The sequence below is a fragment of the Ostreiculturibacter nitratireducens genome (assembly GCF_032670585.1).
Classification (GTDB): Bacteria; Pseudomonadota; Alphaproteobacteria; order Rhodobacterales; family Rhodobacteraceae; genus Ostreiculturibacter; species Ostreiculturibacter nitratireducens.
In genome coordinates, this window is the sequence record NZ_JAVQHL010000002.1 from 228,131 (window position 1) to 248,215 (window position 20,085).

The following is a 20,085-nucleotide window of genomic DNA, read 5'->3' on the forward strand; positions in this document are numbered from 1 at the left end:
GGCTCAGACCAGCGCGCCGTGGCAGTGCTTGAACTTCTTGCCCGAGCCGCAGGGGCAGGGATCGTTCCGGCCCGGATTGCCCCAGGTCGCGGTATCCGTCGCGTCGAAGCCTTCTACCAACGGCGCGGGCGGGGCCTCTTCGGGCTGCGGCGCCTCGGCCGGCTTCTGAAGCGCGGCCTGCGACGCGGCGAGCTGTCGAACCATCGCGTCCTGCTCTTCCTGTGTCAGGGGCCGAATCATGGCGAGGCGCTGGGTCACGTCGATCCGGAGCCCGTCCAGAAGATGTGAAAACAGGGTGAAGGCCTCGGTCTTGTATTCCGACAGCGGGTCGCGCTGCGCGTAGCCCCGGAAGCCGACGACGGAGCGAAGATGCTCCAGCGTCACGAGGTGTTCGCGCCATTTCGTGTCGATCGTCTGCAGGAGGATCTGCTTCTCGATCGTGCGCATCGTCTCGAGCCCGAACTTCTCGGCCTTCTCGGCCATGAAGGCGTTCGAAGCCTCCTCGATCCGCTCGCGAACCGCCTCCTGGTCCACGCCCTCCTCGGCGGCCCATTCGGCGACCGGCAGTTCGAGGTTCAGCTTGTCCTTCACCGCGGCGCGAAGGCCATCCGTATCCCATTGTTCAGCGTAGGATTTCGGCGGCAGGAACTCGTCCACCAGGTCCTCGATGACCTTGTGGCGCATGTCGCTCGCGATCTCCTCGATGTCCTCGGATTCCATGATCTCCAGGCGCTGGTCGAAGATCGCCTTGCGCTGGTCGTTCATGACGTCGTCGAACTTCAGGAGCTGCTTGCGGATATCGAAGTTCCTCGCTTCGACCTTCGCCTGCGCGCGCTCCAGCGACTTGTTCACCCAGGGGTGGATGATCGCCTCGCCTTCCTTCATCCCGAGCGTCGACAAGACCTTGTCCAGACGCTCGGACCCGAAGATCCGCATCAGGTCGTCTTCGAGCGACAGGTAGAACAGCGAACGACCAGGGTCGCCCTGGCGGCCGGAACGGCCGCGCAGCTGGTTGTCGATCCGGCGGCTTTCGTGCCGTTCGGTGCCGAGCACGAAGAGCCCGCCCGCCTCCAGCACCTTCTGCTTTTCGGCCGCGTGTTCCGCCTCGATCCGGGCGCGCACCTCGTCGGGATGCGCCTCGGGGTTCGCGGCGATCTCCTCGAGCACCTTCATCTCGACGTTGCCGCCAAGCTGGATGTCGGTCCCCCGGCCGGCCATGTTGGTCGCGATCGTTACCGCGCCCACGCGGCCCGCCTCGGCCACGATCTTCGCTTCCATTTCATGCTGGCGGGCGTTCAGCACGTTGTGCGGAATCCCAGCCTTGGTGAGCATGGCGGCAATCATCTCGGATTTCTCGATCGAGGTCGTGCCGACGAGGGTCGGCTGACCCTTTTCATGCGCCGCGCGAATGGCCTCGACGATCGCTTCGTACTTCTCCCGAACGGTGCGGTACACCCGGTCGTTCTGGTCGTCCCGCTGCACCGGACGGTTGGTCGGAACCTCGACCACGCCAAGCCTGTAGATCTCCATGAATTCTTCGGCCTCGGTCGCCGCCGTGCCGGTCATGCCCGCAAGCTTGCCATAGAGACGGAAGTAGTTCTGGAACGTCACCGAGGCGAGGGTGACGTTCTCGGGCTGGACGGTCACACCTTCCTTGGCTTCGAGCGCCTGGTGCAGCCCGTTGTTGAGCCGCCGCCCCGGCATCATCCGGCCGGTGAATTCGTCGATCAAGATCACCTCACCGTTGCGCACGATGTAGTGGCTGTCCTTCTGGAACAGCGTGTGCGCCATGAGGGCCTGGTTGATGTGGTGGACGATCGTCGTGGATTCCGGATCGTAGAGCGTCTGATCCGCAGGCAGAACGCCGGCTTCCTGCAGGCGCTTTTCGAGGTATTCGTTGCCTTCTTCCGTGAAGGTCGCGTTCCGCGCCTTCTCGTCGACCTTGTAGTGCTCTTCCGTCAGTTCCGGGATGAACTTGTCGAGCGCCTTGTAAAGCTCCGACTGGTCCTGGCTCGGGCCGGAGATGATGAGCGGCGTCCGCGCCTCGTCGATGAGGATCGAGTCCACCTCGTCCACGATCGCGTAGAAATGGCCGCGCTGCGCCATCTCCTCGATCGAGCCCTTCATGTTGTCGCGAAGGTAGTCGAAGCCGAGCTCGTTGTTGGTGGCGTAGGTGATGTCCGACCGATAGGCCGCGCGCTTCTCCGCGTCGGGCTGGAACGGGTAGACGACTCCCACGGTCAGACCGAGCGCGTTATAGACCTTGCCCATCCATTCCGAGTCTCGCTTGGCGAGATATTCGTTCACCGTGACGATGTGGACGCCCTTGCCGGCCAGCGCGTTGAGGTAGGCCGGGAAGGTCGCGACGAGCGTCTTGCCCTCGCCGGTCTTCATCTCCGCGATATTGCCCTGGTGGAGGAAGATACCGCCCATCAGCTGCACGTCGAAGGCGCGGAGACCCAGCGCCCGCCAGGCCGCCTCGCGGCAGTTTGCAAAGGCTTCGGGCAGCAGGTTGTCGAGGCTTTCTCCCGACATGGCGCGCTTGGCCAGTTCTTCGGTCTTCTGCTTGATCCCCTCGTCGGAGAGCGCGCGGAACTCGGGCTCCAGCGCGTTTATCTTCTCCACCAGCGGTCGGGTCGCCTTAACTTTCCGGTCGTTCGGGGTTCCGAACACCTTCTTCGTGATCGTTCCAAGGCCCAGCATTCTTTCTCCGCCCGCCTTCTGTTCATAACATCGTGTGAAGCGCGGCCTTGCCCGCGCCGCGGAGCTTGCCTAAGAGAAGCAGCGAAATAAGCGGTTGGGCGGCCTTTCACAGGTCACAAGGCGATGTAAGGGTCGGCCGCCAAAGTGTCAACGCCGCGCCGGACGCGGCAGATCAGGAGTGGCAGGCATGTCTAAGCAGTTCAAACTCGCAATGGCGTTCTGCGCCGTCATCGCGGCGCCGGCCCTCGCTCAGGACACCACCGCCACGGACGTCACGGCCGACACCGTCGTGGCGACGGTCAACGGTGCGGAAATCACGCTTGGTCACCTGATCGCCGCGAGGAAAACGCTGCCCGCCCAGTATCTCCAGCTGCCCGATGACGTCCTGTTCAACGGCATCCTCGACCAGATGATCCAGCAGCAGGCTCTTGCCGAGATCGGAGAGGGCGAGATCGACAAGCGTGACGAACTCGTGATCGCGAACGAGCGCCGTGCCTACCTCGCGAGTTCCGTGCTGGACGACGCCGCGACCGCCGCCGTCACCGACGAAACGCTTCAGAAGGCCTATGACGCGCGTTACGCCCTTGCCGAGCCGACGACAGAGTACAACGCCGCACATATCCTCGTGACGACCGAGGAAGACGCAATGGCGATCAAGGAAGAACTGGACAATGGCGCGGACTTCACCGCCATCGCCAAGGAAAAAAGCACCGGTCCCTCGGGCCCGAACGGGGGTGAGCTTGGCTGGTTCGGCCCCGGCATGATGGTGAAGCCCTTCGAGGACGCGGTGATCGCTCTGGAGCCCGGGCAGATTTCGGGGCCGGTTCAGACCGAATTCGGCTGGCATGTCATCAAGCTGAACGAAACCCGCATTGCCGAGGCGCCGTCCCTCGACGACGTGCGTGCGGAACTGGAAAACGAGATCGCCGAAGCGGCGGTGCAGGCCCGTATCCGGGAGGTCACCGATGCCGCGACGGTCGAGCGTGCTACGGACGGGATCGACCCTTCCGTGCTGAAGAACGAAGCGCTGATCGAAGAATAAATCCGGCGACCGGGGAGGGACATGGCATGGCGACGAAATCCGACTGGAAGGCCAGGGCGAAGAAACTGAAGGCGAAGGTCCGCAAGCTCCGCGCCGAGCTTGCCGAGGCCATCGCCCCCGTCGACACGGCCGCCCCGGTGGAAGCCGCGGCGCCCAAGAAGAAGGCCAACCCGGTCTCTCCGCTGGCACCGAAAGGCGGCTTCCCGAAGCTCCCGGTGATCGAGGGGGCGGAATTCGCCGCCATCGCGGCGGGCGTGCGCTACGCTGGCCGCACCGACGTGATGCTTGCGCACCTTGCGCCGGGCACCTCCGTCGCAGGCGTCTTCACCCGTTCCTCGACGCGCGCGGCCTGCATCCTCGACTGCCAGACCAAGCTTGGCGGCAGGGTCGACCCGAAGTCCGGCGCCGCGATCATCGTGAACTCGGGCAACTCAAACGCCTTCACCGGCAAGTCGGGTCAACAAGCGGTGGACGCCATCACCAAGTCGGTGGGCGAGGCGCTCGGCGTTCCGGCGTCCCGCGTCTTCTCCTCCTCGACCGGCGTCATCGGCGAACCGCTGCCCTATGAGCGTATCACCGACCGGGTTTCCGACCTCGTCGGCGCGCTGGACAAGAACGGGATCGAACTCGCCGCGCGTGCGATCATGACCACGGACACCTTCCCCAAGGGCGCTTCCGCAGAGATCGAGGCGGAGGGCGGCACGATCCGCATCGCCGGGATCGCCAAGGGCTCGGGCATGATCGCGCCGGACATGGCCACCATGCTCGTCTACATCTTCACCGACGCGAAGATCGCGCCCGCAACGCTGCAGAAGATGCTCTCGCGCCAGGTGGACGACACGTTCAACGCGATCACGGTCGACAGCGACACCTCGACTTCGGACGCACTGATCCTTGCCGCGACGGGCAAGAGCCCGGCGGCCGAGATCAAGACCCTCCGCTCCGCCGGCGCCAAGGCCTTCGAGGAGGCACTTCGCGGGGTGATGATGGACCTCGCCCACCAGGTGATCCGTGACGGCGAGGGCGCGACCAAGTTCGTCGAGATCCAGGTGAAGGGCGCGGAGAACCAGAGCGACGCGCACAAGGTGGCCATGGCCATCGCCAATTCCCCCCTGGTCAAGACCGCCTTCGCCGGCGAGGACCCGAATTGGGGTCGCATCGTCGCCGCGATCGGCAAGTCCGGCGCCAAGGCGGACCGCGACAAGATCAAGATCCATTTCGGGGACATCCTCGTCGCCGAAAAGGGCTGGCGCTCGCCGAGTTACAAGGAAGAGGACGGCGCCGCCCACATGAAGGGCGAGGAATTGCTGATCCGCGTCGATCTGGGCCTCGGGCGCGCGTCGCGCACGGTCTGGACCTGCGACCTGACGCATCGCTACATCGACATCAACGCGGACTACCGCTCTTGAAGGTCGTCCTCGTCTCGGCCGTCGCGCTCATCGACCCCGACGGCCGGGTCCTTCTCGCGCAGCGTCCCGAGGGCAAGTCGATGGCGGGCCTGTGGGAGTTCCCCGGCGGCAAGGTCGAGCCCGGCGAGACGCCAGAGCACGCGCTGATCCGCGAACTTCACGAGGAACTGGGCATCGACACGTGGGAGTCCTGCCTCGCGCCCCTGACCTTCGCGAGCCACAGCTACGAGGACTTCCACCTCCTGATGCCGCTCTTCGCCTGCCGGAAATGGCAGGGGACACTGCATCCGCGCGAGGGCCAGCGAATCGCCTGGGTCCGCCCGAAGCAACTCAAGGACTATCCCATGCCCCCAGCAGATGTGCCGCTGGTCCCGATCCTGCGCGACTGGTTGTAGCTACCCAAAAGGATAGGCGGATTACAGCCAATGCGTTTTGTTCGTTTTCCGCAACAATGGTAGGATTTTGCCCAGTTTGATCAGGAGATCATCGCGAATGCTGAAGACGATCACACTGGGTAGCTGCGTTTCCGTTCAGGGCAGTTTCGTTCGACAGCTGTCCGATGGACGCGTCGTGGTACGTGTCGGTAACCGCGAATTCGTCGGTCATCCGGTCGAAAAGAAGGCCGCCTGACGGTTCAGGCGGCCCTGCTGTACGTTGGGATTTTCGGGGGGAGGCTCGCGCCTCCCCTTTGTCATATCAGGCGAGCTTCCGCTCCACCTCTTCGCGTTCGAAGATCTCGATGATGTCGCCGGGGCGGATGTCCTCGTAGTTCTCGAATGCCATGCCGCATTCCTGACCCGACTGGACTTCCTTCACCTCGTCCTTGAAGCGCTTCAAGGTCTTCAGCGTCCCTTCGTGGATCACCACGTCGTCGCGCAGCAGGCGCACGCCCGCCGAACGGCGCGCCACGCCTTCGGTGACGAGGCAGCCAGCGACCTTGCCGACGCCGGAGACCTTGAAGACCTCCTTGATCGAGGCGTAGCCGATGAAGGTTTCGCGGACTTCCGCCGACAGGAGGCCCGATGCGGCCGCCTTCACGTCATCGACGAGATCGTAGATGACCGAATAATAGCGGATCTCCACGCCCTTCTGGTTCGCGGCGTTCCGCGCCGGGGCGTTGGCCCGGACGTTGAAGCCGATGACCAGCGCGGAGGAAGCCTCGGCAAGACCCACATCCGTCTCGGTGATGGCGCCGACGCCGTAGTGAAGCACGCGCACGCGCACTTCCTCGTTGCCGATCTTCTCCATCGCCTGGATGATCGCCTCGGCGGAACCCTGCACGTCGGCCTTCACGACGACCGGCAGCTCCGCCACCGCTTCGTCCGCCTTGGCCTTCGCCATGAGCTGTTCCAGCGTCGCAGCCGCACCCGCAGCCGCGCGCTTGTCCTTCGCGGCCTGGATACGGTAGTCGGCGATCTCGCGCGCCTGCGCCTCGGTCTCGACCACGTTCAGGACGTCGCCAGCCTCAGGCGTGCCGTTGAGGCCGAGAACCTCGACCGGAACCGACGGCCCGGCCGACTCGACGCGCTCGCCCTTGTCGTTCAGAAGCGCGCGCACCTTGCCCCACTGTTCGCCGACGACGAAGATGTCGCCCTGCTTCAGCGTGCCGTTCTGCACGAGGACCGTCGCGACCGGGCCCCGGCCCACGTCGAGCTTCGCTTCGATCACCGCGCCCATCGCGGCGCGCTTCGGGTTCGCCTTGAGTTCCAGGATCTCGGCCTGAAGCGCGATCGCTTCGAGCAGGTTGTCGAGCCCCTTGCCGGTCTTGGCCGAAACCTCGACGTCCTGCACGTCGCCCGACATCGCTTCCACCACGACTTCGTGCTGGAGGAGGTCGGTGCGGACCTTCTGCGGGTTCGCGTCGGGCTTGTCGCACTTGTTGATGGCGACGATCATCGGAACCTTGGCGGCCTTGGCGTGGTTGATCGCTTCGATCGTCTGCGGCATCACCGCGTCGTCGGCCGCGACCACGAGGACCACGATGTCCGTCACATGCGCGCCGCGGGCGCGCATCGAGGTGAAGGCCGCGTGGCCGGGCGTGTCGAGGAAGCTGAGCACAGCACCCGATTCCGTCGTCACCTGGTAGGCGCCGATGTGCTGGGTGATGCCGCCCGCTTCGCCGGAAACCACGTTGGTCTTGCGGATCGCGTCGAGAAGCGAGGTCTTGCCGTGGTCGACGTGGCCCATGATCGTGATGATCGGCGGGCGCGGCTGCAGATCCTCGGCCTTGTCCTCGACAGTGTCGATGACCTGCTCGACGTCCGCATCCGACACGCGCACGGCCTTGTGGCCGAATTCGTCGATGATGAGCTCGGCCGTATCCGCGTCGATGGGCTGGTTCATGTTGACCATCATGCCCATCTTCATCAGCGCCTTGACGACGTCGGCGGCGCGCTCGGCCATGCGGTTCGCAAGCTCCTGCACGACGATCGTCTCGGGAAGCTGGACTTCACGCACCTGCTTCTCGGCGCGGCCGCCCATGCCCATGGCTTTCTGTCGCGCGCGCTCCTGCTTGCGCTTCATCGCCGCGAGGCTGCGCTGGCGGCCGCCTTCACCCGAAAGCGCCTCGGACAGCGTCAGCTTGCCCGACCGGCGGCCCTCGTCGCGGCCACGTCCGGCCCGGTCGCGATCAGGCGCGCCGCGATCGTCGCGCTCGCGGTCGGTCTTGCGCGGACCACCCACGGGCACGCCCTTAGTCGCGGCGCGCGCCGCGGCAGCTTCGGCCGCCGCGCGATCCGCAGGAGCCGCGGGCTTCGCGGCCGCGGGCTTGATTTCTTCCTTCTTCGCGGCGCGGGCCTCGGCCTCGCGGGCGCGGCGCTCGTCTTCCTCGGCCTTCAGCCGCAGGGCTTCTTCGCGCTCGCGCTCCTCGCGCTCCTTGGCCTCGAGCTCGGCCTTGCGCCGCTCGCGCTCTTCCTCGCGTGCCTTTTCCTCGGCCGCGCGCGCCGCAGCTTCCTCGACCTCACGTGCCTTGGCAGCCTGCAACGCCCTCAGCCGGCGCTCCATCTCCGCATCGGAAATACCCGCCGGCCGCTTCGACGCATCGCCCGAAGCCGACGAGGCCGAACCCGGCTTCGTCGTCACCGCAGCCGCGCCCGGCTTCGGCACCACCACGCGCTTGCGCTTGGTCTCGACGACGACGTTCTTCGTCCGGCCGTGGCTGAAGCTCTGCTTCACCTGACCGGGGCGTCCGCCACCGAGCCCGAGGGGTTTCTTGCCGTCTGTATCGCTCATGCCGTCTTCGTATCCTTCCCGGCGGTCCCGCCGCCGTCGCGCCCGCGGAATCCCGCGAGCTTTGCCGCTTCCTCTACAACACGCGTCGAAAGTCCGCCAGCCGCAAGCGCGCCATGTATCACATGATCACGCCCGAAAGCCAAACCCAATTCCGACGCGGTCAGGACCGCGAAATAGCGCCCACCCTGGGGGGTCCAGAGCTTCCCCTTGCCGCGTTCCGACCCATCGGTCGCCTGCAAGAGGACCTTGGCTTTCCCCTGCGCCAACCAGTCCTTCACCTTCTCGAAGCCGGCCACCGCCAGCCCCGCCTTCCTGGCGAGCGAAACGAGCTCGACAAGCCGTTTCGCCAACCCCTCTTCGACCATGTCCGCGAGACCCTCGGGCACTTGAACCTGTGCCCGTGCGGCCCGCGAAAAGGCCCCTTTCTTCATCGCCTGCTCCAGGACCGCCCGGTCGGCGGTAACCCAGAGCCCGCGCCCCGGCAGCTTGTCCGCGAGGTCGGGCACCAACTGGCCTTCGGGGCCGACCACGAAACGGATCAGCCCGCCCTTCGGCTGCACATCGCCGGTGACGATGCAGCGCCGTTCAGGCTCTTCCCGGTCCTTCTGGCGGCCGCCGCGGGTCATCGTTGGGCTCCCGAGACCTGAAATCAGGCCTCGGCCTCCTCTTCGTCGGCGCCTTCTTCTTCGGCTTCCGCCTCAAGCTCTGCCGGATCGACCCAGCCAAGCTGGATACGCGCCGTCATCACCAGGTGCTGAGCTTCCTCGAGGCTCACGTCGAAGGGCTCCAGGAGCCCCTCGTCCTTGACGCGCTCGCCGTTCACCGTGGTCCAGCCGCCGGCCAGCTCCCAGTCCGCGCAGGTCGCGAAGTCCTCGAGCGTCTTGACGCCGTCCTTGGCAAGCGCCTCTACCATTTGGGGTGTCAGGCCCTCGAATTCAATCAGGCTGTCCTCGACACCCAGCGCGCGGGCGTTTTCGAGAGCCTTCCGGTTCTGCTCCTCGATGACATCGCGGGCGCGGGCCTGCAGTTCTTCAGCCGTCGCCTCGTCGACTCCCTCGATCGAGAGAAGCTCGTCGAGTTCGACGTAGGCCACTTCCTCGAGGCTCGTGAAGCCTTCGGCGACGAGAAGCTGCGCGAAGAACTCGTCGAGGTCGAGGCTCTCCATGAAGAGCTTCGTGCGCTCGGCGAATTCCGCCTGGCGGCGTTCGCTTTCCTCGGCCTCGGTCATGATGTCGATGTCGAGACCCGTCAGCTGCGAGGCGAGGCGCACGTTCTGACCGCGGCGGCCGATGGCGAGCGACAGCTGCTCGTCCGGAACGACGACCTCGATCTTGCCCGCTTCCTCGTCGATCACGACCTTCGAAACCTCGGCCGGCTGGAGCGCGTTCACGAGGAACGTGGCCTGGTCCTGGTTCCACGGAATGATGTCGATCTTCTCGCCCTGCAGCTCGTTCACGACGGCCTGCACGCGCGAACCGCGCATGCCGACACAGGCGCCCACGGGGTCGATGGAGTTGTCGTAGGAGATCACCGCGATCTTCGCGCGCGAACCCGGGTCGCGGGCCACGGCCTTGATCTCGATGATGCCATCATAGATTTCCGGCACTTCCATCTTGAAGAGCTCGGCCATGAACTGCGGATCGGTACGCGACAGGAAGATCTGCGGGCCCCGCGCCTCGCGGCGCACATCCTTGATGTAGCAGCGGATGCGGTCGTTCGGGCGGTAGCTTTCGCGGCCGATCTTCTCGTTCCGGCGCAGGATCGCTTCGCCCCGGCCGATGTCGACGATGATGTTGCCGTATTCCTCGCGCTTGACCACGCCGTTGATGATCGTGCCCTTGCGGTCCTTGAATTCCTCGAACTGGCGGTCGCGCTCGGCCTCGCGCACCTTCTGCAGGATCACCTGCTTGGCGGACTGCGCCGCGATCCGGCCCATGTCGACGGGCGGAACCTCGTCGACGATCTCGTCGCCGACTTGCGGGTTGTCCATGTACTGACGGGCCTGTTCGACCGTCAGCTGCGCCTGGTAGTTCTCGACCGCGTCATCCTCGACCACGGTGCGCACGCGCGTGAAGGTCGCACGACCGGTCTTGCGGTCGATGCTTACGCGGATGTCCATTTCCGAGCCGTAGCGGGACTTCGCCGCGCGAGCGAGGCTTTCTTCCATCGCCTCGATGACCAGCGCTGGGTCGATCATCTTCTCGCGGGCGACCGCCTCGGCCGTCTGCAGAAGCTCCAGCTGGTTGGCAGAGGTAATTGCCATCTCACTCCTCCTCGGAAGGGTCTGTGTCTTCGGTTTCGATTTCGTCGAAATCGGTTTCGTCGATGGCGCCCGCGGACTTCCGCTGGCGCAGCATTTCAGTGATGAGCTCGTCGGTCAGGACGAGCTTGGCGTCGGAAAGCCAGTCGAACTGGAGCCCGATGGTCACCGGTTCGCCCTGGTCCTCGATCTCGATCAGGACCTCGTCGCCCTCGGTTCCGGCGAGCGTTCCCTTGAACCGCCGCCGCCCGTCGATGAGTTCGGTCGTCTCGAGCTTCGCCTCGTATCCCGACCAGACGTCGAAATCCTTCAGCCGAGTCAGTGGCCGGTCGATCCCTGGTGAGGAGACTTCGAGCGTGTAGGCGTCCTCGATCGGATCCTCGACGTCGAGGACCGCGGAGACCGCCGTGGAGATTTTTGCGCAGTCTTCCACGACGATGCCGCCTTCGGGACGGTCCGCCATGATCTGCAGCGTCTTGTGCTGGCCGCCCATCAGCCGGATGCGCACGAGTTCGAAGCCCATCCCCTCGATGGTCGGGGTGATGATTTCCGCGAGGCGCCGGTCTATGGCAGTTTTTGCGACGAGGTCGGTCATAGGGTCCAAAACAAAAAACGGGCCGAAGCGGCCCGCTGATCTTTCCGGTGGGCTGCGAGTTTGGACCCCGCAGCGCCGCTGTTGAAGCGCATATATGAAAAAGCGGCCGAGTCTGCAAGAGGTACGGTTTCTTCCTCGCTGACTTGGTCGTTCAGCTTCGTGATGACCGGCTCGCCACGTCTTGACTGGACCGGAGCGATCACCGTCTCCGGCCTGTTCAGTCGCGAAACCTCGCGCCCCTCAGCGCGTCCATCGTGCGGACGAGCTCCGCGCTGATCCCCGGCTCCGACAGGGCGTGCCCGGCGACGGGGATGAACCTGAGGTCGGAGCCCGACCAGCCCTGCGCCAGCTTCCAGGCCGAGATCGGCGGGCAGATCATGTCGTAGCGACCCTGGACGATCGTTCCCGGCACCCCTTCGAGCCTTGGCAGGTCTCGCAGGATCTGCCCGTCCTCCTCCAGGAATCCGGCGTTCTTGAAATAATGGTTCTCAAGCCGCGAGAAGGCCCGCGCGTAATCCGCAGGGCTTTCGCCCAGAAGGCCCTCCTGCTCGATCGAGGCGAGCGCGTTTTCCCAGGCCGCCCAGGACCGTGCGAACCGCGTTTCGGTCAGGATGTCGCCGGAAAAGAGCCGCTTGTGATAGGCGGCGATCAGGTCGCCCCGCTCGTCCTCCGGGATGATCCCGGTGAACCTGCGCCACAGGTCCGGCCAGAACTTCCCGGCGCCGCCGCCATAGAACCAGTCGAGCTCCGCCTTCGTCATCAGGAAGACGCCGCGCAGGATCAGGTGCAGCGCGCGATCGGGATGCGTCTGTGCATAGACGAGCGCAAGCGTCGCCCCCCAGCTTCCGCCGAAGACGAGCCAGCGGTCGATCCCCAGTGTTTCCCGGATCTTCTCGATATCCGCCACGAGGTGCCAGGTCGTATTCGCCTCGACGCTCGCATGCGGGCGCGACCGGCCGCAGCCGCGCTGATCGAACAGGATGACGCGGTAGACCGAGGGATCGAAATAGCGCCGCATCGCGGGCGAGCAGCCGCCCCCCGGACCGCCATGCAGGACCACCACGGGAAGGCCCGAGGGATGGCCGCATTGCTCTACGTAGATCCGGTGGCCATCGCCAACGTCGAGCATCCGCTGATCGAACGCGTCGATCTGCGGATAAAGAAACGCTGCTGCGCGCTTTTGACCTGCGGTCCTGTCCATGATCGGACTATATAGCGTGAAAAGCCGGGCTTCCACGGGGTCCGTATACTGAAGGAGAAAAGCATGCAGGCGGGAACAGGCACGGTCGATGCCAATGAAGTCGCCAAGTTCGAGGCGATGGCGGCGGAATGGTGGGACCCGACGGGCAAGTTCAAGCCCCTGCACATGATGAATCCCTGCCGGCTGGACTACATCACCCGGCAGATCGCGGAGGAATTCGGGCGTGACCTGAACGAACCCGAGCCCTTCGCCGGACTCAGGATTCTCGACATCGGCTGCGGCGGCGGACTCCTGTCGGAGCCCATGGCGCGTCTCGGTGCCGAGGTGGTTGGCGCCGATGCGGCGGAACGGAACATCCCGGTGGCTAGGATCCATGCCGAACAGCAGGGGCTCGATATCGATTACCGCCACACGACGGCGGAGGCGCTGGCCGAGGCGGGAGAGCGGTTCGACGCCGTCCTCAACATGGAGGTGGTCGAACACGTCTCGGACCCACTGGCTTACCTGACGGCCTGCCGGCAGCTCCTGAAACCCGGTGGGCTGATGATCGCCTCGACGATCAACCGAAATCCGAAGAGCTTCATGATGGCGATCATCGGCGCGGAATGGGTGATGCGGTGGCTCCCGAAGGGCACGCATGACTGGAACAAGTTCATCACGCCCGAGGAACTATACGGCCTGATCCGGGAGGCGGGCCTGGAACCCGTGGACAAGAAGGGCTTCGTCTTCAACCCGGTCACCTGGGCCTGGTCGATCTCGGACCGGGATCTGTCGGTCAACTACGTGACCGCGAGCGTGAAGCGGGAGGCCTGAGCGTTCCGCCCGTCAGACGTCCTCCTCCAGCCGGGCGCGGATCGCCCTCAGCACCGGAAGGACGGCGCGGACCTTGTCAGGCCCGACACCGGCCACGACTTCGCCGATCACCGGCGAGATCGCGGCAAGCGCGGCATCGCGCGCGGCCCGGCCCGCCGGGCTGATCGAGACGAACTTGCGCCGCGCATCGTCCCAGTCCGGGCGGATGTGGATATGACCCGCCCACTCCAGCTTCGACAGCGTGTTGGTCATCGCGCCACGGGTGACGTGGAAGATTTCGGCAAGCTGCGCGGGCGTGCGTTCCTCCTGCGCGCGGGCGAGGTGGTTCAGGACAGAGAAATGCGACAACTCCATGCCCTTGGGCAGCGCCTTGGACACGCGGCTGCGGGCGAGCTGATCGACCATCAGGACTTCGGAAAAGAGCGCCGCGGCCAGGGGATCGGTCTGGTCGGCCATCCTCAGGGCCCCTCGAATCCGCGGTCGTGCTGAAGAGACGGGACCCGGGCGCGGGCCTTTTCGACCTCGGCACGGTCGATGTCGACGAAGCTGACGCCGATTTCGGTTCCGGCGTCGACCAGTACTTCGCCCCAAGGGGCGACGGCGAGCGTATGGCCGTAGGTGCGGCGGGGCCGCCCGGCACGGGCAGCATGTTCGCCGGTCTGCGCCGGGGCGAGGACATAGGCCCCGTTCTCGATCGCGCGGGCGCGCAGAAGCGATTCCCAATGCGCGCGGCCGGTCGTTTCGTTGAAAGCGGATGGAATCGTCAGGATCTCCGCGCCCGCCTTCGCGAGCTTGCGGTAGAGATAGGGGAAACGGACGTCGTAGCAGACGGTCATACCGATCCTGGCGAATGGTGTCTCGGCGACAACCGCGCGGGAGCCGGGGCGGTAGCCCGCGCTTTCGCGGTACTGCTCGGTCTCCGACACGTTCACGTCGAACATGTGTATCTTGTCGTAGCTGGCGACGACGCGCCCGTCCGGCGAAACGAGGAAACTGCGGTTCGCGAAACGCCCGTCCGGGTCATCCGTCTTTAGCGCGAGCGACCCGATCAGGAGCCACACGCCCAAGTCTTCCGCGTCCTCCCGAAGCGCGGCGAGCGTCGCGTCATCCTCTTCCAGACGCAGGACCTCCTCCTGGTGGGTGCGGCTGGTCGAAAGGCAATTCGTGACCTCTGGCGTGAGCACGAAGCCCGCACCGCCAGAAACCGCCTCACGCACGAGCGCGCGCGTCACCTTCAGGTTCTCTTCCGGGTCGTCGGTGACCGAGAGCTGAAGGAGACCCGCGCGCATCCCGGTCAGGCCGCCAGGAGGGGATCGAGCTTGCCTTCACGCTCCAGGGCGTGCAGGTCGTCACAGCCGCCCACATGCTGGCCGTTGATGAAGATTTGCGGAACCGTGTAGCGGCCGTTGGCGCGCTCCATCATCTTCACCCGCGTATCGGCATCGCCAGACACGTCCGTTTCTTCGTAGGCGACACCCTTCCGGTCCAGAAGCCGCTTGGCAGCGACGCAGTAGGGGCACCAGGGCGTTGTGTAGATCTCGACGTTGGTCATTCACCGGGGTCCTTATTGTCGGAGCGACTATAGGGATTTAGGCATCCTTCGCAACGCGTGCCATGACCAGAACGGAAACCTCCGCTGCGCCTGTTGCAAGGCAGGCGTCAGCGGCAGCCGCGAGCGTAGCGCCAGAGGTCATCACGTCGTCAATCAGAAGAACGTGGCGACCCTGGACGCGCTGCGCGCGGCGGGGATGGACGCGGATCGCACCGGCGAGGTTCGCGAAGCGGCTGTCCCGGTCGCGCCCATCCTGCGTGGGCGTGCGGCGCGGGCGCGTCAGCAGGTCGGGGCAATGGTCCAGACCGCCGAGACGCGCCACGCCCTGCGCAAGAAGCGCGGACTGGTTGAACCGGCGCCTGACGAAGCGGACCCAATGCAGGGGAATCGGCGCCACGATCGTGTTCTCGGTCAGGATCGGCGCGGCGGCGCGGAACATCCAGCGCGCCGCAGGCCGGGCGAGGTCGAGCCTGTCCCCGTGCTTTAGCGCGAGGACGAGCCTGCGTCCGTTGTCCTTGTAGAGAAGCGCGGCGCGCCCCCGCGACCAGGGCCGCGCGAGCGTCAGGCAGTCATCACAGTATTCGGCCTTGCCCTCGTCCTGACCTGGAAGCGGCGTGCCGCAGGCGTCGCAGGTCAGCCCGTGGATGAATGGCGTGTCGCGCCAGCAATCGGCGCAGAGCCCGAATTCCTCCGACACGACCCCGCCGCAGGAAATGCACTGCGGCGGCAGAACGAGCCTGAGGGCGCTTTGCATTGCCGCACCGATCTGCCTAATGTCCACCGCCATGACGACGCCGCATCCCCCAGCCCTGACCGACCGTGCAGCCCTCGCCCGCCAGCGCGCGCGAGCCGCGCGCCGCGGCGTCGAACTGTTCCTGCACAGGGAAGCGGCCGCCGAGATCGAGGAGAGACTGAACGAGGTTAACAGAACGTTTACGGCGCCGGCCGTCGTGACGTGCTTTCCCGAGCCCTGGCGGGAGATCCTGCCACAGGCGAAGATCGTGCCCGACGCCGAAGTGCTCGACCTTGAGGCCGGTGCGCATGACCTCGTGATCCATGCCCTGTCGCTCCACTGGGCCAATGATCCGGTCGGGCAACTGGTGCAATGCCGGCGAGCGTTAAAGGCCGACGGGCTTCTCCTTGCTGTCCTGTTCGGCGGCCAGACTCTTCACGAGCTTCGCGCCAGCCTTGCCGAAGCGGAATCGGGGCTCACCGGCGGGCTGTCGCCGCGCATTCTGCCGATGGGGGAAATCCGGGACCTCGGCGCGCTTCTGCAGCGGGCGGGATTCGCCCTTCCCGTGGCCGACGCGGTGAAGATGACGGTGACCTACCAGACAGCCTTCCACCTGATGGCGGAGCTTCGTGCCATGGGCGAGGGGAACGCGCTGGCCGCCCGTGCGCGCCGCGCGGCGCCACGGGCGCTCTTTCCCGAAGCGGCCCGGATATACGCGGAAAACTACGCCGCCCCCGAGGGCAGGGTCCGCGCGACATTCGAGCTGATCTACCTTACCGGCTGGGCGCCGCACGAAAGCCAGCAGAAGCCCCTGCGCCCCGGATCGGCCGCGGCGCGGCTGGCCGAAGCCCTGGGAACGGAGGAAAAGCCGCTGAACGAGGGCCCGCGCGGCAATTGACGGCGGGACTTTTCCCGTTATCTCAGGGCCGAGACAGAAAAACGGAGCGGCAATGAAACATGAGATGATCCGCCCCGGCGAGGGCCGGCTGACCCATGCCCCGGCTGACCATCCGCCGGTCCCTGCGGCGAAGATAGGCGTCCTGATCGCGAACCTGGGCACTCCGGACGGATACGACTACTGGTCGATGCGGCGTTATCTGAACGAGTTCCTTTCGGACAAGCGGGTAATCGACTTCCCGTCGTGGAAGTGGCAGCCGCTCCTCCAGCTCATCATCCTGACGAAACGTCCCTTCACCTCGGGGGCGAACTACCGCTCCATCTGGAACGAGGAGAAGAACGAAAGCCCCCTGATGACCATTACCAGGGACCAGACCGATGCGATCCGCACCGCTGTTCAGGAGAAATACGGCGATGGCGTCGAGGTCGAGTTCTGCATGCGCTACGGCAATCCCTCGACGAAGTCGGTCCTGCGCAAGATGGTCGCGGCCGGATGCGAGCGGATCCTGTTCTTCCCGCTCTACCCCCAAAGCGCCGGAGCGACCTCGGCGACGGCCTGCGACGAGTTCTTTCGCGCCCTGATGAAGGAGAAATTCCAGCCGGCTGCGCGGACGGTTCCCGCCTATTTCGACCATCCGCTCTACGTCGACGCTCTCGCACAGTCGGTGGAGCGGGCCTATGCGGGGCTTGATCACAAGCCGGACGTTCTCGTGGCCTCGTATCACGGGATGCCGAAGCGTTACCTCATGGAAGGCGACCCCTACCACTGCCAGTGCCAGAAGACGTCGCGCCTCCTGCGGGAGCGGCTTGGCTGGGAAAAGGGATCGATCGACACGACATTCCAGTCGGTCTTCGGTCGGGAAGAGTGGCTTCGCCCCTACACGGTCGAACACGTCGCCGAACTGGCCAAGGCGGGCAAGAAGCGGATCGCGGTGATTTCGCCGGCCTTCGCGGCCGACTGCATCGAGACGCTGGAGGAAATCCAGGGCGAGATCCGCGAGGCGTTCCTGCACGCAGGCGGCGAGAGCTTCACCTATATCCCCTGCCTCAACGACGATCCGGCGCATGTCCGCGCGCTGATGGCGGTGATCGAGGACAACCTGGCCGGCTGGGCGCCCTGATCCGGAAATGAAAAAAGGCGGTGGAAAACCACCGCCTTTTTCCTGGAGCTTATCGCCCTGATTACTCGGGGCTGCCGCCGTTGTCGTGCGACACCGCCACCGCGACGAGCGCGAGCAGCAGGAGCGGAACGATGATCCCACCCGAGGTGCCGGCCGTGTCTTCGACGATGACTTCCGGCTCGACGACCGGTTCAGCCATGCCGCCAGCGAAGGCGGTGGTGGCGAACAGCGACGCGAACGCGGCGATTGCAAGCTTCTTCATTTCAGTCCCTCGATGTCTGAATACGGCTAGACAGCGTTAGTTGTTGTGCGAAACCGCAACGGCGACGAGCGCCAGAAGGAGAAGCGGAACGACGATCCCACCGGAGGTGCCGGCGGTTTCTTCAACGATGACTTCCGGCTCCACGACCGGCTCAGCCATGCCGCCAGCGAAGGCGGTGGTGGCGAAAGCCGAAAGGGCGGCGGCAAGCGCGAGTTTCTTCATGTCAACCTCCAGTTCGGCCCCTGTCCGTAAGGCACAATGAGTACGGCAGGGGCACTAAAGTCAGTACCTCGTACCGCCCTATAAGCAGCTTGCCGATACCTTTGCAACGCGAGATACGCTTTGGATTTCACGCCGTTCGCGGTGTCGTCAAATTAGCAACACCTGCGTGCCGACCTTGGTGAGTTCGAAGAGTTCGGCGACGTGTTCGTTGTAGAGACCGACGCAGCCATTGGACGAACGCCGCCCGATCTTGCGCGTGTCATGGGTGCCGTGAATCCGGTAGAATTGCCAGGACAGATACAGCGCGTGGGTCCCGAGCGGATTGTCAGGCCCCGGCGGCACGTAGTCCGGCCATTCGGGGTTGCGCTCCTTCATCGCGGGCGTCGGCCTCCAATCGGGGCCGATGACCTTCTTGACGATCTGGGTCCGCCCACGTCGGGTCAGGTCTTCGGTCAACGGCACGGACGTCGGGTAGAGCTTGTAGATCGATTGGTCCTCGGACCAGAAATGCAGTGCGCGAGACGTTGTGTCGACAAGGATCGCGCCGTTGCGGGTGTCACTGAAATAGGGCTGCCACTGAAGCGAGCGGAAGCTCGACATGTTGCGCCGGATGTTCGAGGACAGTTCCTGTTCCATCTCGACGGTGTTCTGGGTCTGCGCCAGGACCGCGGGGGCGGCGAGGCCGGCGGCCATGGCGGCGCCTGCGCCGAGAAGGGCGCGGCGGCTCAGGTTGACGGGGCGACCGTTGCTCATGGTCTTTTTCTCCTGGTTCGGCGGCGCCCGGAGGGGGGCCGGCGGAAATCGGCCGGAAAATAAGCTTTGGACCTTGTCCGCGCAACTCAAACCCGCGTTAACAGGCAAGTTCTCGCAGAGTTGCGTTTGAAAGGCCGCGGATTAGCCTGTAAAGAGCCCCGCGAACAACCCGTGGGGTGACAAAGAGATGCTTCGTTCGACCGGTCTGGCGTTTGCCGTGCTTGCTGTCCTTTCGGCCTGTGCACCCACCACGCCGCCCCAGCTTGGCCCCGATGGCAGGCCGCTGCCGAAAGTCTACGCCATCAAGCCGGGCCACGAGGCCGAGATCCAGTACCGGATGCTCGATTCCGTCAACTCGCTGCGCCGCGCGGCGGGGGCGGTGCCCCTGCAGCTGAACGCGCAGCTGAACGCCGCCGCCGCGACGCATTCGCGCGACATGTCGGTGCAGAACCGCCCCTGGCACTTCGGCTCGGACGGTTCCTCGCCGATCGACCGCGTGCGGCGCGCAGGCTATCCGGGGATGATGCTCGGCGAAAACATCTCGGAGACCTACGAGACCGAGCTCGAGACGCTTTCGGCCTGGATGGCGGTCAGCGACACGCGGGCAGTGATCCTCGACCCGAACGCGCGCAACCTCGGCTTCGCCTGGTACCAGGAACCCGGCGGCAAGATCTGGTGGACGCTGCTGACAGGGAACTGAGGCGCCGCGGCGCCTCAGGGCAGGATGATGATCGGCGTCCCTTCGCGGACCATCGAATAGATTTCCTCGATCTCGCGGTCCTTGACGGCGATGCAGCCCGCAGTCCAGTCGCGGCCCCTGCCGCGATTCGCCCCCGCGCGCCCGTGGATGAAGATGTCACCGCCCGGATTCAGCCCCTTCGTCGAGGCGAATACGCGGTCGTTCTCGTTCGGATAGGATATCCCGAGCGAGAGATGGTAGGCGCTGTTCGGGTTGCGCCGGTCGATGAAATAGATGCCCTCGGGCGTCTTCCCGTCGCCTTCGAACTGCTTCGGACCGAGCGGGTTTCCACCCAGCGCGATCTTGTACTTCTTCAGAACCTGTCCGTTGTGGGTGAGGAACATCACCCGCGCAGACTTGTAGACCAGGACCTGCGTCACCTCCGGCCCGTCGTAGGTCCGGAATTTCGACGGCGCGCAACCGGCGAGCGTCGCCGCAAGCGCCAGCATCATGAAAACTCTGAGGAACCGCATCGCTTCACTGCCTCGATTTTTTTTCGTGAAAATACACGCAGAGGCCCCCGTCTGGCTAGGGTCTTCCGCGAACGGAACG

At 65.2% G+C, this 20,085-nt stretch carries 22 protein-coding genes; 8 read left to right on the top strand and 14 right to left on the bottom strand.

Annotated features, from left to right (window positions below):
* Window positions 1-3 precede the first annotated feature (3 nt).
* The gene (gene secA, locus ABCN56_RS08395; protein ID WP_343080359.1) at window positions 4-2,703 is read right to left on the bottom strand and encodes a preprotein translocase subunit SecA; all 2,700 of its coding nucleotides are present in this window, start codon (window positions 2,701-2,703) and stop codon (window positions 4-6) included.
* Between the two features lie 187 nt (window positions 2,704-2,890).
* Here secA and ABCN56_RS08400 point away from each other — a divergent pair, with 187 nt between their 5' ends.
* The 4 genes from ABCN56_RS08400 (at window position 2,891) to ABCN56_RS08415 (ending at window position 5,784) form a co-directional block, all read left to right on the top strand.
* Complete coding sequence (locus tag ABCN56_RS08400) at window positions 2,891-3,745, top strand: peptidylprolyl isomerase (RefSeq protein ID WP_343080360.1); 855 nt, start codon at window positions 2,891-2,893, stop codon at window positions 3,743-3,745.
* A gap of 26 nt (window positions 3,746-3,771) precedes the next feature.
* On the top strand, window positions 3,772-5,154 hold the full coding sequence (argJ, locus tag ABCN56_RS08405; protein WP_343080361.1) for a bifunctional glutamate N-acetyltransferase/amino-acid acetyltransferase ArgJ: 1,383 nt from the start codon (window positions 3,772-3,774) through the stop codon (window positions 5,152-5,154).
* Window positions 5,151-5,549 carry a (deoxy)nucleoside triphosphate pyrophosphohydrolase gene (locus tag ABCN56_RS08410; RefSeq protein ID WP_343080362.1) on the top strand — a complete coding sequence of 133 codons (399 nt, stop codon included), beginning with the start codon at window positions 5,151-5,153 and terminating at the stop codon, window positions 5,547-5,549. The genes argJ and ABCN56_RS08410 overlap by 4 nt, the downstream gene beginning before the upstream one ends.
* Before the next feature lie 97 nt (window positions 5,550-5,646).
* Window positions 5,647-5,784 (top strand): hypothetical protein, encoded by a 138-nt coding sequence (locus tag ABCN56_RS08415; protein ID WP_343080363.1) that lies wholly within the window; start codon window positions 5,647-5,649, stop codon window positions 5,782-5,784.
* A 66-nt stretch (window positions 5,785-5,850) separates the two neighbouring features.
* Here ABCN56_RS08415 and infB read toward each other — a convergent pair whose 3' ends face one another.
* The 5 genes from infB to pip form a co-directional block, all read right to left on the bottom strand.
* Window positions 5,851-8,385, bottom strand: a complete 2,535-nt coding sequence (gene infB, locus ABCN56_RS08420) for a translation initiation factor IF-2 (protein ID WP_343080364.1) — start codon at window positions 8,383-8,385, stop codon at window positions 5,851-5,853.
* Window positions 8,382-9,011 (bottom strand): RNA-binding protein, encoded by a 630-nt coding sequence (locus tag ABCN56_RS08425; protein ID WP_343080365.1) that lies wholly within the window; start codon window positions 9,009-9,011, stop codon window positions 8,382-8,384. Before ABCN56_RS08425 ends, infB begins: the two co-directional genes overlap by 4 nt.
* Window positions 9,012-9,034: 23 nt before the next feature.
* Window positions 9,035-10,648, bottom strand: a complete 1,614-nt coding sequence (nusA, locus tag ABCN56_RS08430; RefSeq protein ID WP_343080366.1) for a transcription termination factor NusA — start codon at window positions 10,646-10,648, stop codon at window positions 9,035-9,037.
* 1 nt (window position 10,649) lies between these two features.
* Window positions 10,650-11,240: a ribosome maturation factor RimP gene (rimP, locus tag ABCN56_RS08435; RefSeq protein ID WP_343080367.1), complete on the bottom strand. Its 591-nt coding sequence runs from the start codon at window positions 11,238-11,240 to the stop codon at window positions 10,650-10,652.
* A gap of 217 nt (window positions 11,241-11,457) precedes the next feature.
* On the bottom strand, window positions 11,458-12,441 hold the full coding sequence (gene pip, locus ABCN56_RS08440) for a prolyl aminopeptidase (RefSeq protein ID WP_343080368.1): 984 nt from the start codon (window positions 12,439-12,441) through the stop codon (window positions 11,458-11,460).
* Window positions 12,442-12,504: 63 nt separating this feature from the next.
* Here pip and ubiG point away from each other — a divergent pair, with 63 nt between their 5' ends.
* Entirely contained in the window at window positions 12,505-13,254 is a 750-nt protein-coding gene (ubiG, locus tag ABCN56_RS08445; protein WP_343080369.1) for a bifunctional 2-polyprenyl-6-hydroxyphenol methylase/3-demethylubiquinol 3-O-methyltransferase UbiG, read from the top strand.
* Between the two features lie 12 nt (window positions 13,255-13,266).
* Here the strand turns inward: ubiG and ABCN56_RS08450 are convergent, their stop codons facing one another.
* The 4 genes from ABCN56_RS08450 to ABCN56_RS08465 are packed head-to-tail and all read right to left on the bottom strand — an operon-like array spanning window position 13,267 to window position 15,593.
* Window positions 13,267-13,710 (bottom strand): MarR family winged helix-turn-helix transcriptional regulator, encoded by a 444-nt coding sequence (locus tag ABCN56_RS08450; RefSeq protein ID WP_343080370.1) that lies wholly within the window; start codon window positions 13,708-13,710, stop codon window positions 13,267-13,269.
* 2 nt (window positions 13,711-13,712) lie between these two features.
* Window positions 13,713-14,543 (bottom strand): carbon-nitrogen hydrolase family protein, encoded by an 831-nt coding sequence (locus ABCN56_RS08455; protein ID WP_343080371.1) that lies wholly within the window; start codon window positions 14,541-14,543, stop codon window positions 13,713-13,715.
* A gap of 5 nt (window positions 14,544-14,548) precedes the next feature.
* Window positions 14,549-14,806 (bottom strand): glutaredoxin 3, encoded by a 258-nt coding sequence (gene grxC / locus ABCN56_RS08460; RefSeq protein ID WP_343080372.1) that lies wholly within the window; start codon window positions 14,804-14,806, stop codon window positions 14,549-14,551.
* 37 nt (window positions 14,807-14,843) lie between these two features.
* Window positions 14,844-15,593, bottom strand: a complete 750-nt coding sequence (locus ABCN56_RS08465) for a double zinc ribbon domain-containing protein (RefSeq protein WP_343080373.1) — start codon at window positions 15,591-15,593, stop codon at window positions 14,844-14,846.
* Here ABCN56_RS08465 and ABCN56_RS08470 point away from each other — a divergent pair.
* On the top strand, window positions 15,592-16,437 hold the full coding sequence (locus ABCN56_RS08470) for a methyltransferase domain-containing protein (RefSeq protein ID WP_343080374.1): 846 nt from the start codon (window positions 15,592-15,594) through the stop codon (window positions 16,435-16,437). The two genes, ABCN56_RS08465 and ABCN56_RS08470, sit on opposite strands and share 2 nt — an antisense overlap.
* A 52-nt stretch (window positions 16,438-16,489) precedes the next feature.
* A complete protein-coding gene (gene hemH, locus ABCN56_RS08475; RefSeq protein ID WP_343080375.1) occupies window positions 16,490-17,557 on the top strand; it encodes a ferrochelatase in 1,068 nt (355 codons plus the stop codon).
* Window positions 17,558-17,618: 61 nt separating this feature from the next.
* Here the strand turns inward: hemH and ABCN56_RS08480 are convergent, their stop codons facing one another.
* The 3 genes from ABCN56_RS08480 to ABCN56_RS08490 form a co-directional block, all read right to left on the bottom strand.
* Window positions 17,619-17,819, bottom strand: coding sequence for a hypothetical protein (locus ABCN56_RS08480; protein WP_343080376.1), 201 nt, complete (start codon window positions 17,817-17,819; stop codon window positions 17,619-17,621).
* Window positions 17,820-17,855: 36 nt separating this feature from the next.
* Window positions 17,856-18,041, bottom strand: coding sequence for a hypothetical protein (locus ABCN56_RS08485; protein WP_343080377.1), 186 nt, complete (start codon window positions 18,039-18,041; stop codon window positions 17,856-17,858).
* A 147-nt stretch (window positions 18,042-18,188) separates the two neighbouring features.
* Window positions 18,189-18,794: a L,D-transpeptidase gene (locus ABCN56_RS08490; protein WP_343080378.1), complete on the bottom strand. Its 606-nt coding sequence runs from the start codon at window positions 18,792-18,794 to the stop codon at window positions 18,189-18,191.
* A gap of 187 nt (window positions 18,795-18,981) precedes the next feature.
* On the opposite strand from ABCN56_RS08490, the gene dalA reads away from it, so the two are divergent.
* Window positions 18,982-19,494: a divisome-associated lipoprotein DalA gene (gene dalA / locus ABCN56_RS08495; RefSeq protein WP_343080379.1), complete on the top strand. Its 513-nt coding sequence runs from the start codon at window positions 18,982-18,984 to the stop codon at window positions 19,492-19,494.
* Between the two features lie 14 nt (window positions 19,495-19,508).
* Here the strand turns inward: dalA and ABCN56_RS08500 are convergent, their stop codons facing one another.
* Complete coding sequence (locus tag ABCN56_RS08500) at window positions 19,509-20,006, bottom strand: L,D-transpeptidase family protein (RefSeq protein WP_343080380.1); 498 nt, start codon at window positions 20,004-20,006, stop codon at window positions 19,509-19,511.
* Window positions 20,007-20,085: the final 79 nt, after the last annotated feature.

Coding starts and splice junctions, on each gene's coding strand:
- secA (WP_343080359.1), bottom strand. CDS start 2,703: ATGCTGGGCCTTGGAACGATCACGAAGAAGGTGTTCGGAACCCCGAAC.
- ABCN56_RS08400 (WP_343080360.1), top strand. CDS start 2,891: ATGTCTAAGCAGTTCAAACTCGCAATGGCGTTCTGCGCCGTCATCGCG.
- argJ (WP_343080361.1), top strand. CDS start 3,772: ATGGCGACGAAATCCGACTGGAAGGCCAGGGCGAAGAAACTGAAGGCG.
- ABCN56_RS08415 (WP_343080363.1), top strand. CDS start 5,647: ATGCTGAAGACGATCACACTGGGTAGCTGCGTTTCCGTTCAGGGCAGT.
- infB (WP_343080364.1), bottom strand. CDS start 8,385: ATGAGCGATACAGACGGCAAGAAACCCCTCGGGCTCGGTGGCGGACGC.
- ABCN56_RS08425 (WP_343080365.1), bottom strand. CDS start 9,011: ATGACCCGCGGCGGCCGCCAGAAGGACCGGGAAGAGCCTGAACGGCGC.
- nusA (WP_343080366.1), bottom strand. CDS start 10,648: ATGGCAATTACCTCTGCCAACCAGCTGGAGCTTCTGCAGACGGCCGAG.
- rimP (WP_343080367.1), bottom strand. CDS start 11,240: ATGACCGACCTCGTCGCAAAAACTGCCATAGACCGGCGCCTCGCGGAA.
- pip (WP_343080368.1), bottom strand. CDS start 12,441: ATGGACAGGACCGCAGGTCAAAAGCGCGCAGCAGCGTTTCTTTATCCG.
- ubiG (WP_343080369.1), top strand. CDS start 12,505: ATGCAGGCGGGAACAGGCACGGTCGATGCCAATGAAGTCGCCAAGTTC.
- ABCN56_RS08450 (WP_343080370.1), bottom strand. CDS start 13,710: ATGGCCGACCAGACCGATCCCCTGGCCGCGGCGCTCTTTTCCGAAGTC.
- ABCN56_RS08455 (WP_343080371.1), bottom strand. CDS start 14,543: ATGCGCGCGGGTCTCCTTCAGCTCTCGGTCACCGACGACCCGGAAGAG.
- grxC (WP_343080372.1), bottom strand. CDS start 14,806: ATGACCAACGTCGAGATCTACACAACGCCCTGGTGCCCCTACTGCGTC.
- ABCN56_RS08470 (WP_343080374.1), top strand. CDS start 15,592: ATGACGACGCCGCATCCCCCAGCCCTGACCGACCGTGCAGCCCTCGCC.
- ABCN56_RS08465 (WP_343080373.1), bottom strand. CDS start 15,593: ATGGCGGTGGACATTAGGCAGATCGGTGCGGCAATGCAAAGCGCCCTC.
- hemH (WP_343080375.1), top strand. CDS start 16,490: ATGAAACATGAGATGATCCGCCCCGGCGAGGGCCGGCTGACCCATGCC.
- ABCN56_RS08480 (WP_343080376.1), bottom strand. CDS start 17,819: ATGAAGAAGCTTGCAATCGCCGCGTTCGCGTCGCTGTTCGCCACCACC.
- ABCN56_RS08485 (WP_343080377.1), bottom strand. CDS start 18,041: ATGAAGAAACTCGCGCTTGCCGCCGCCCTTTCGGCTTTCGCCACCACC.
- ABCN56_RS08490 (WP_343080378.1), bottom strand. CDS start 18,794: ATGAGCAACGGTCGCCCCGTCAACCTGAGCCGCCGCGCCCTTCTCGGC.
- dalA (WP_343080379.1), top strand. CDS start 18,982: ATGCTTCGTTCGACCGGTCTGGCGTTTGCCGTGCTTGCTGTCCTTTCG.
- ABCN56_RS08500 (WP_343080380.1), bottom strand. CDS start 20,006: ATGCGGTTCCTCAGAGTTTTCATGATGCTGGCGCTTGCGGCGACGCTC.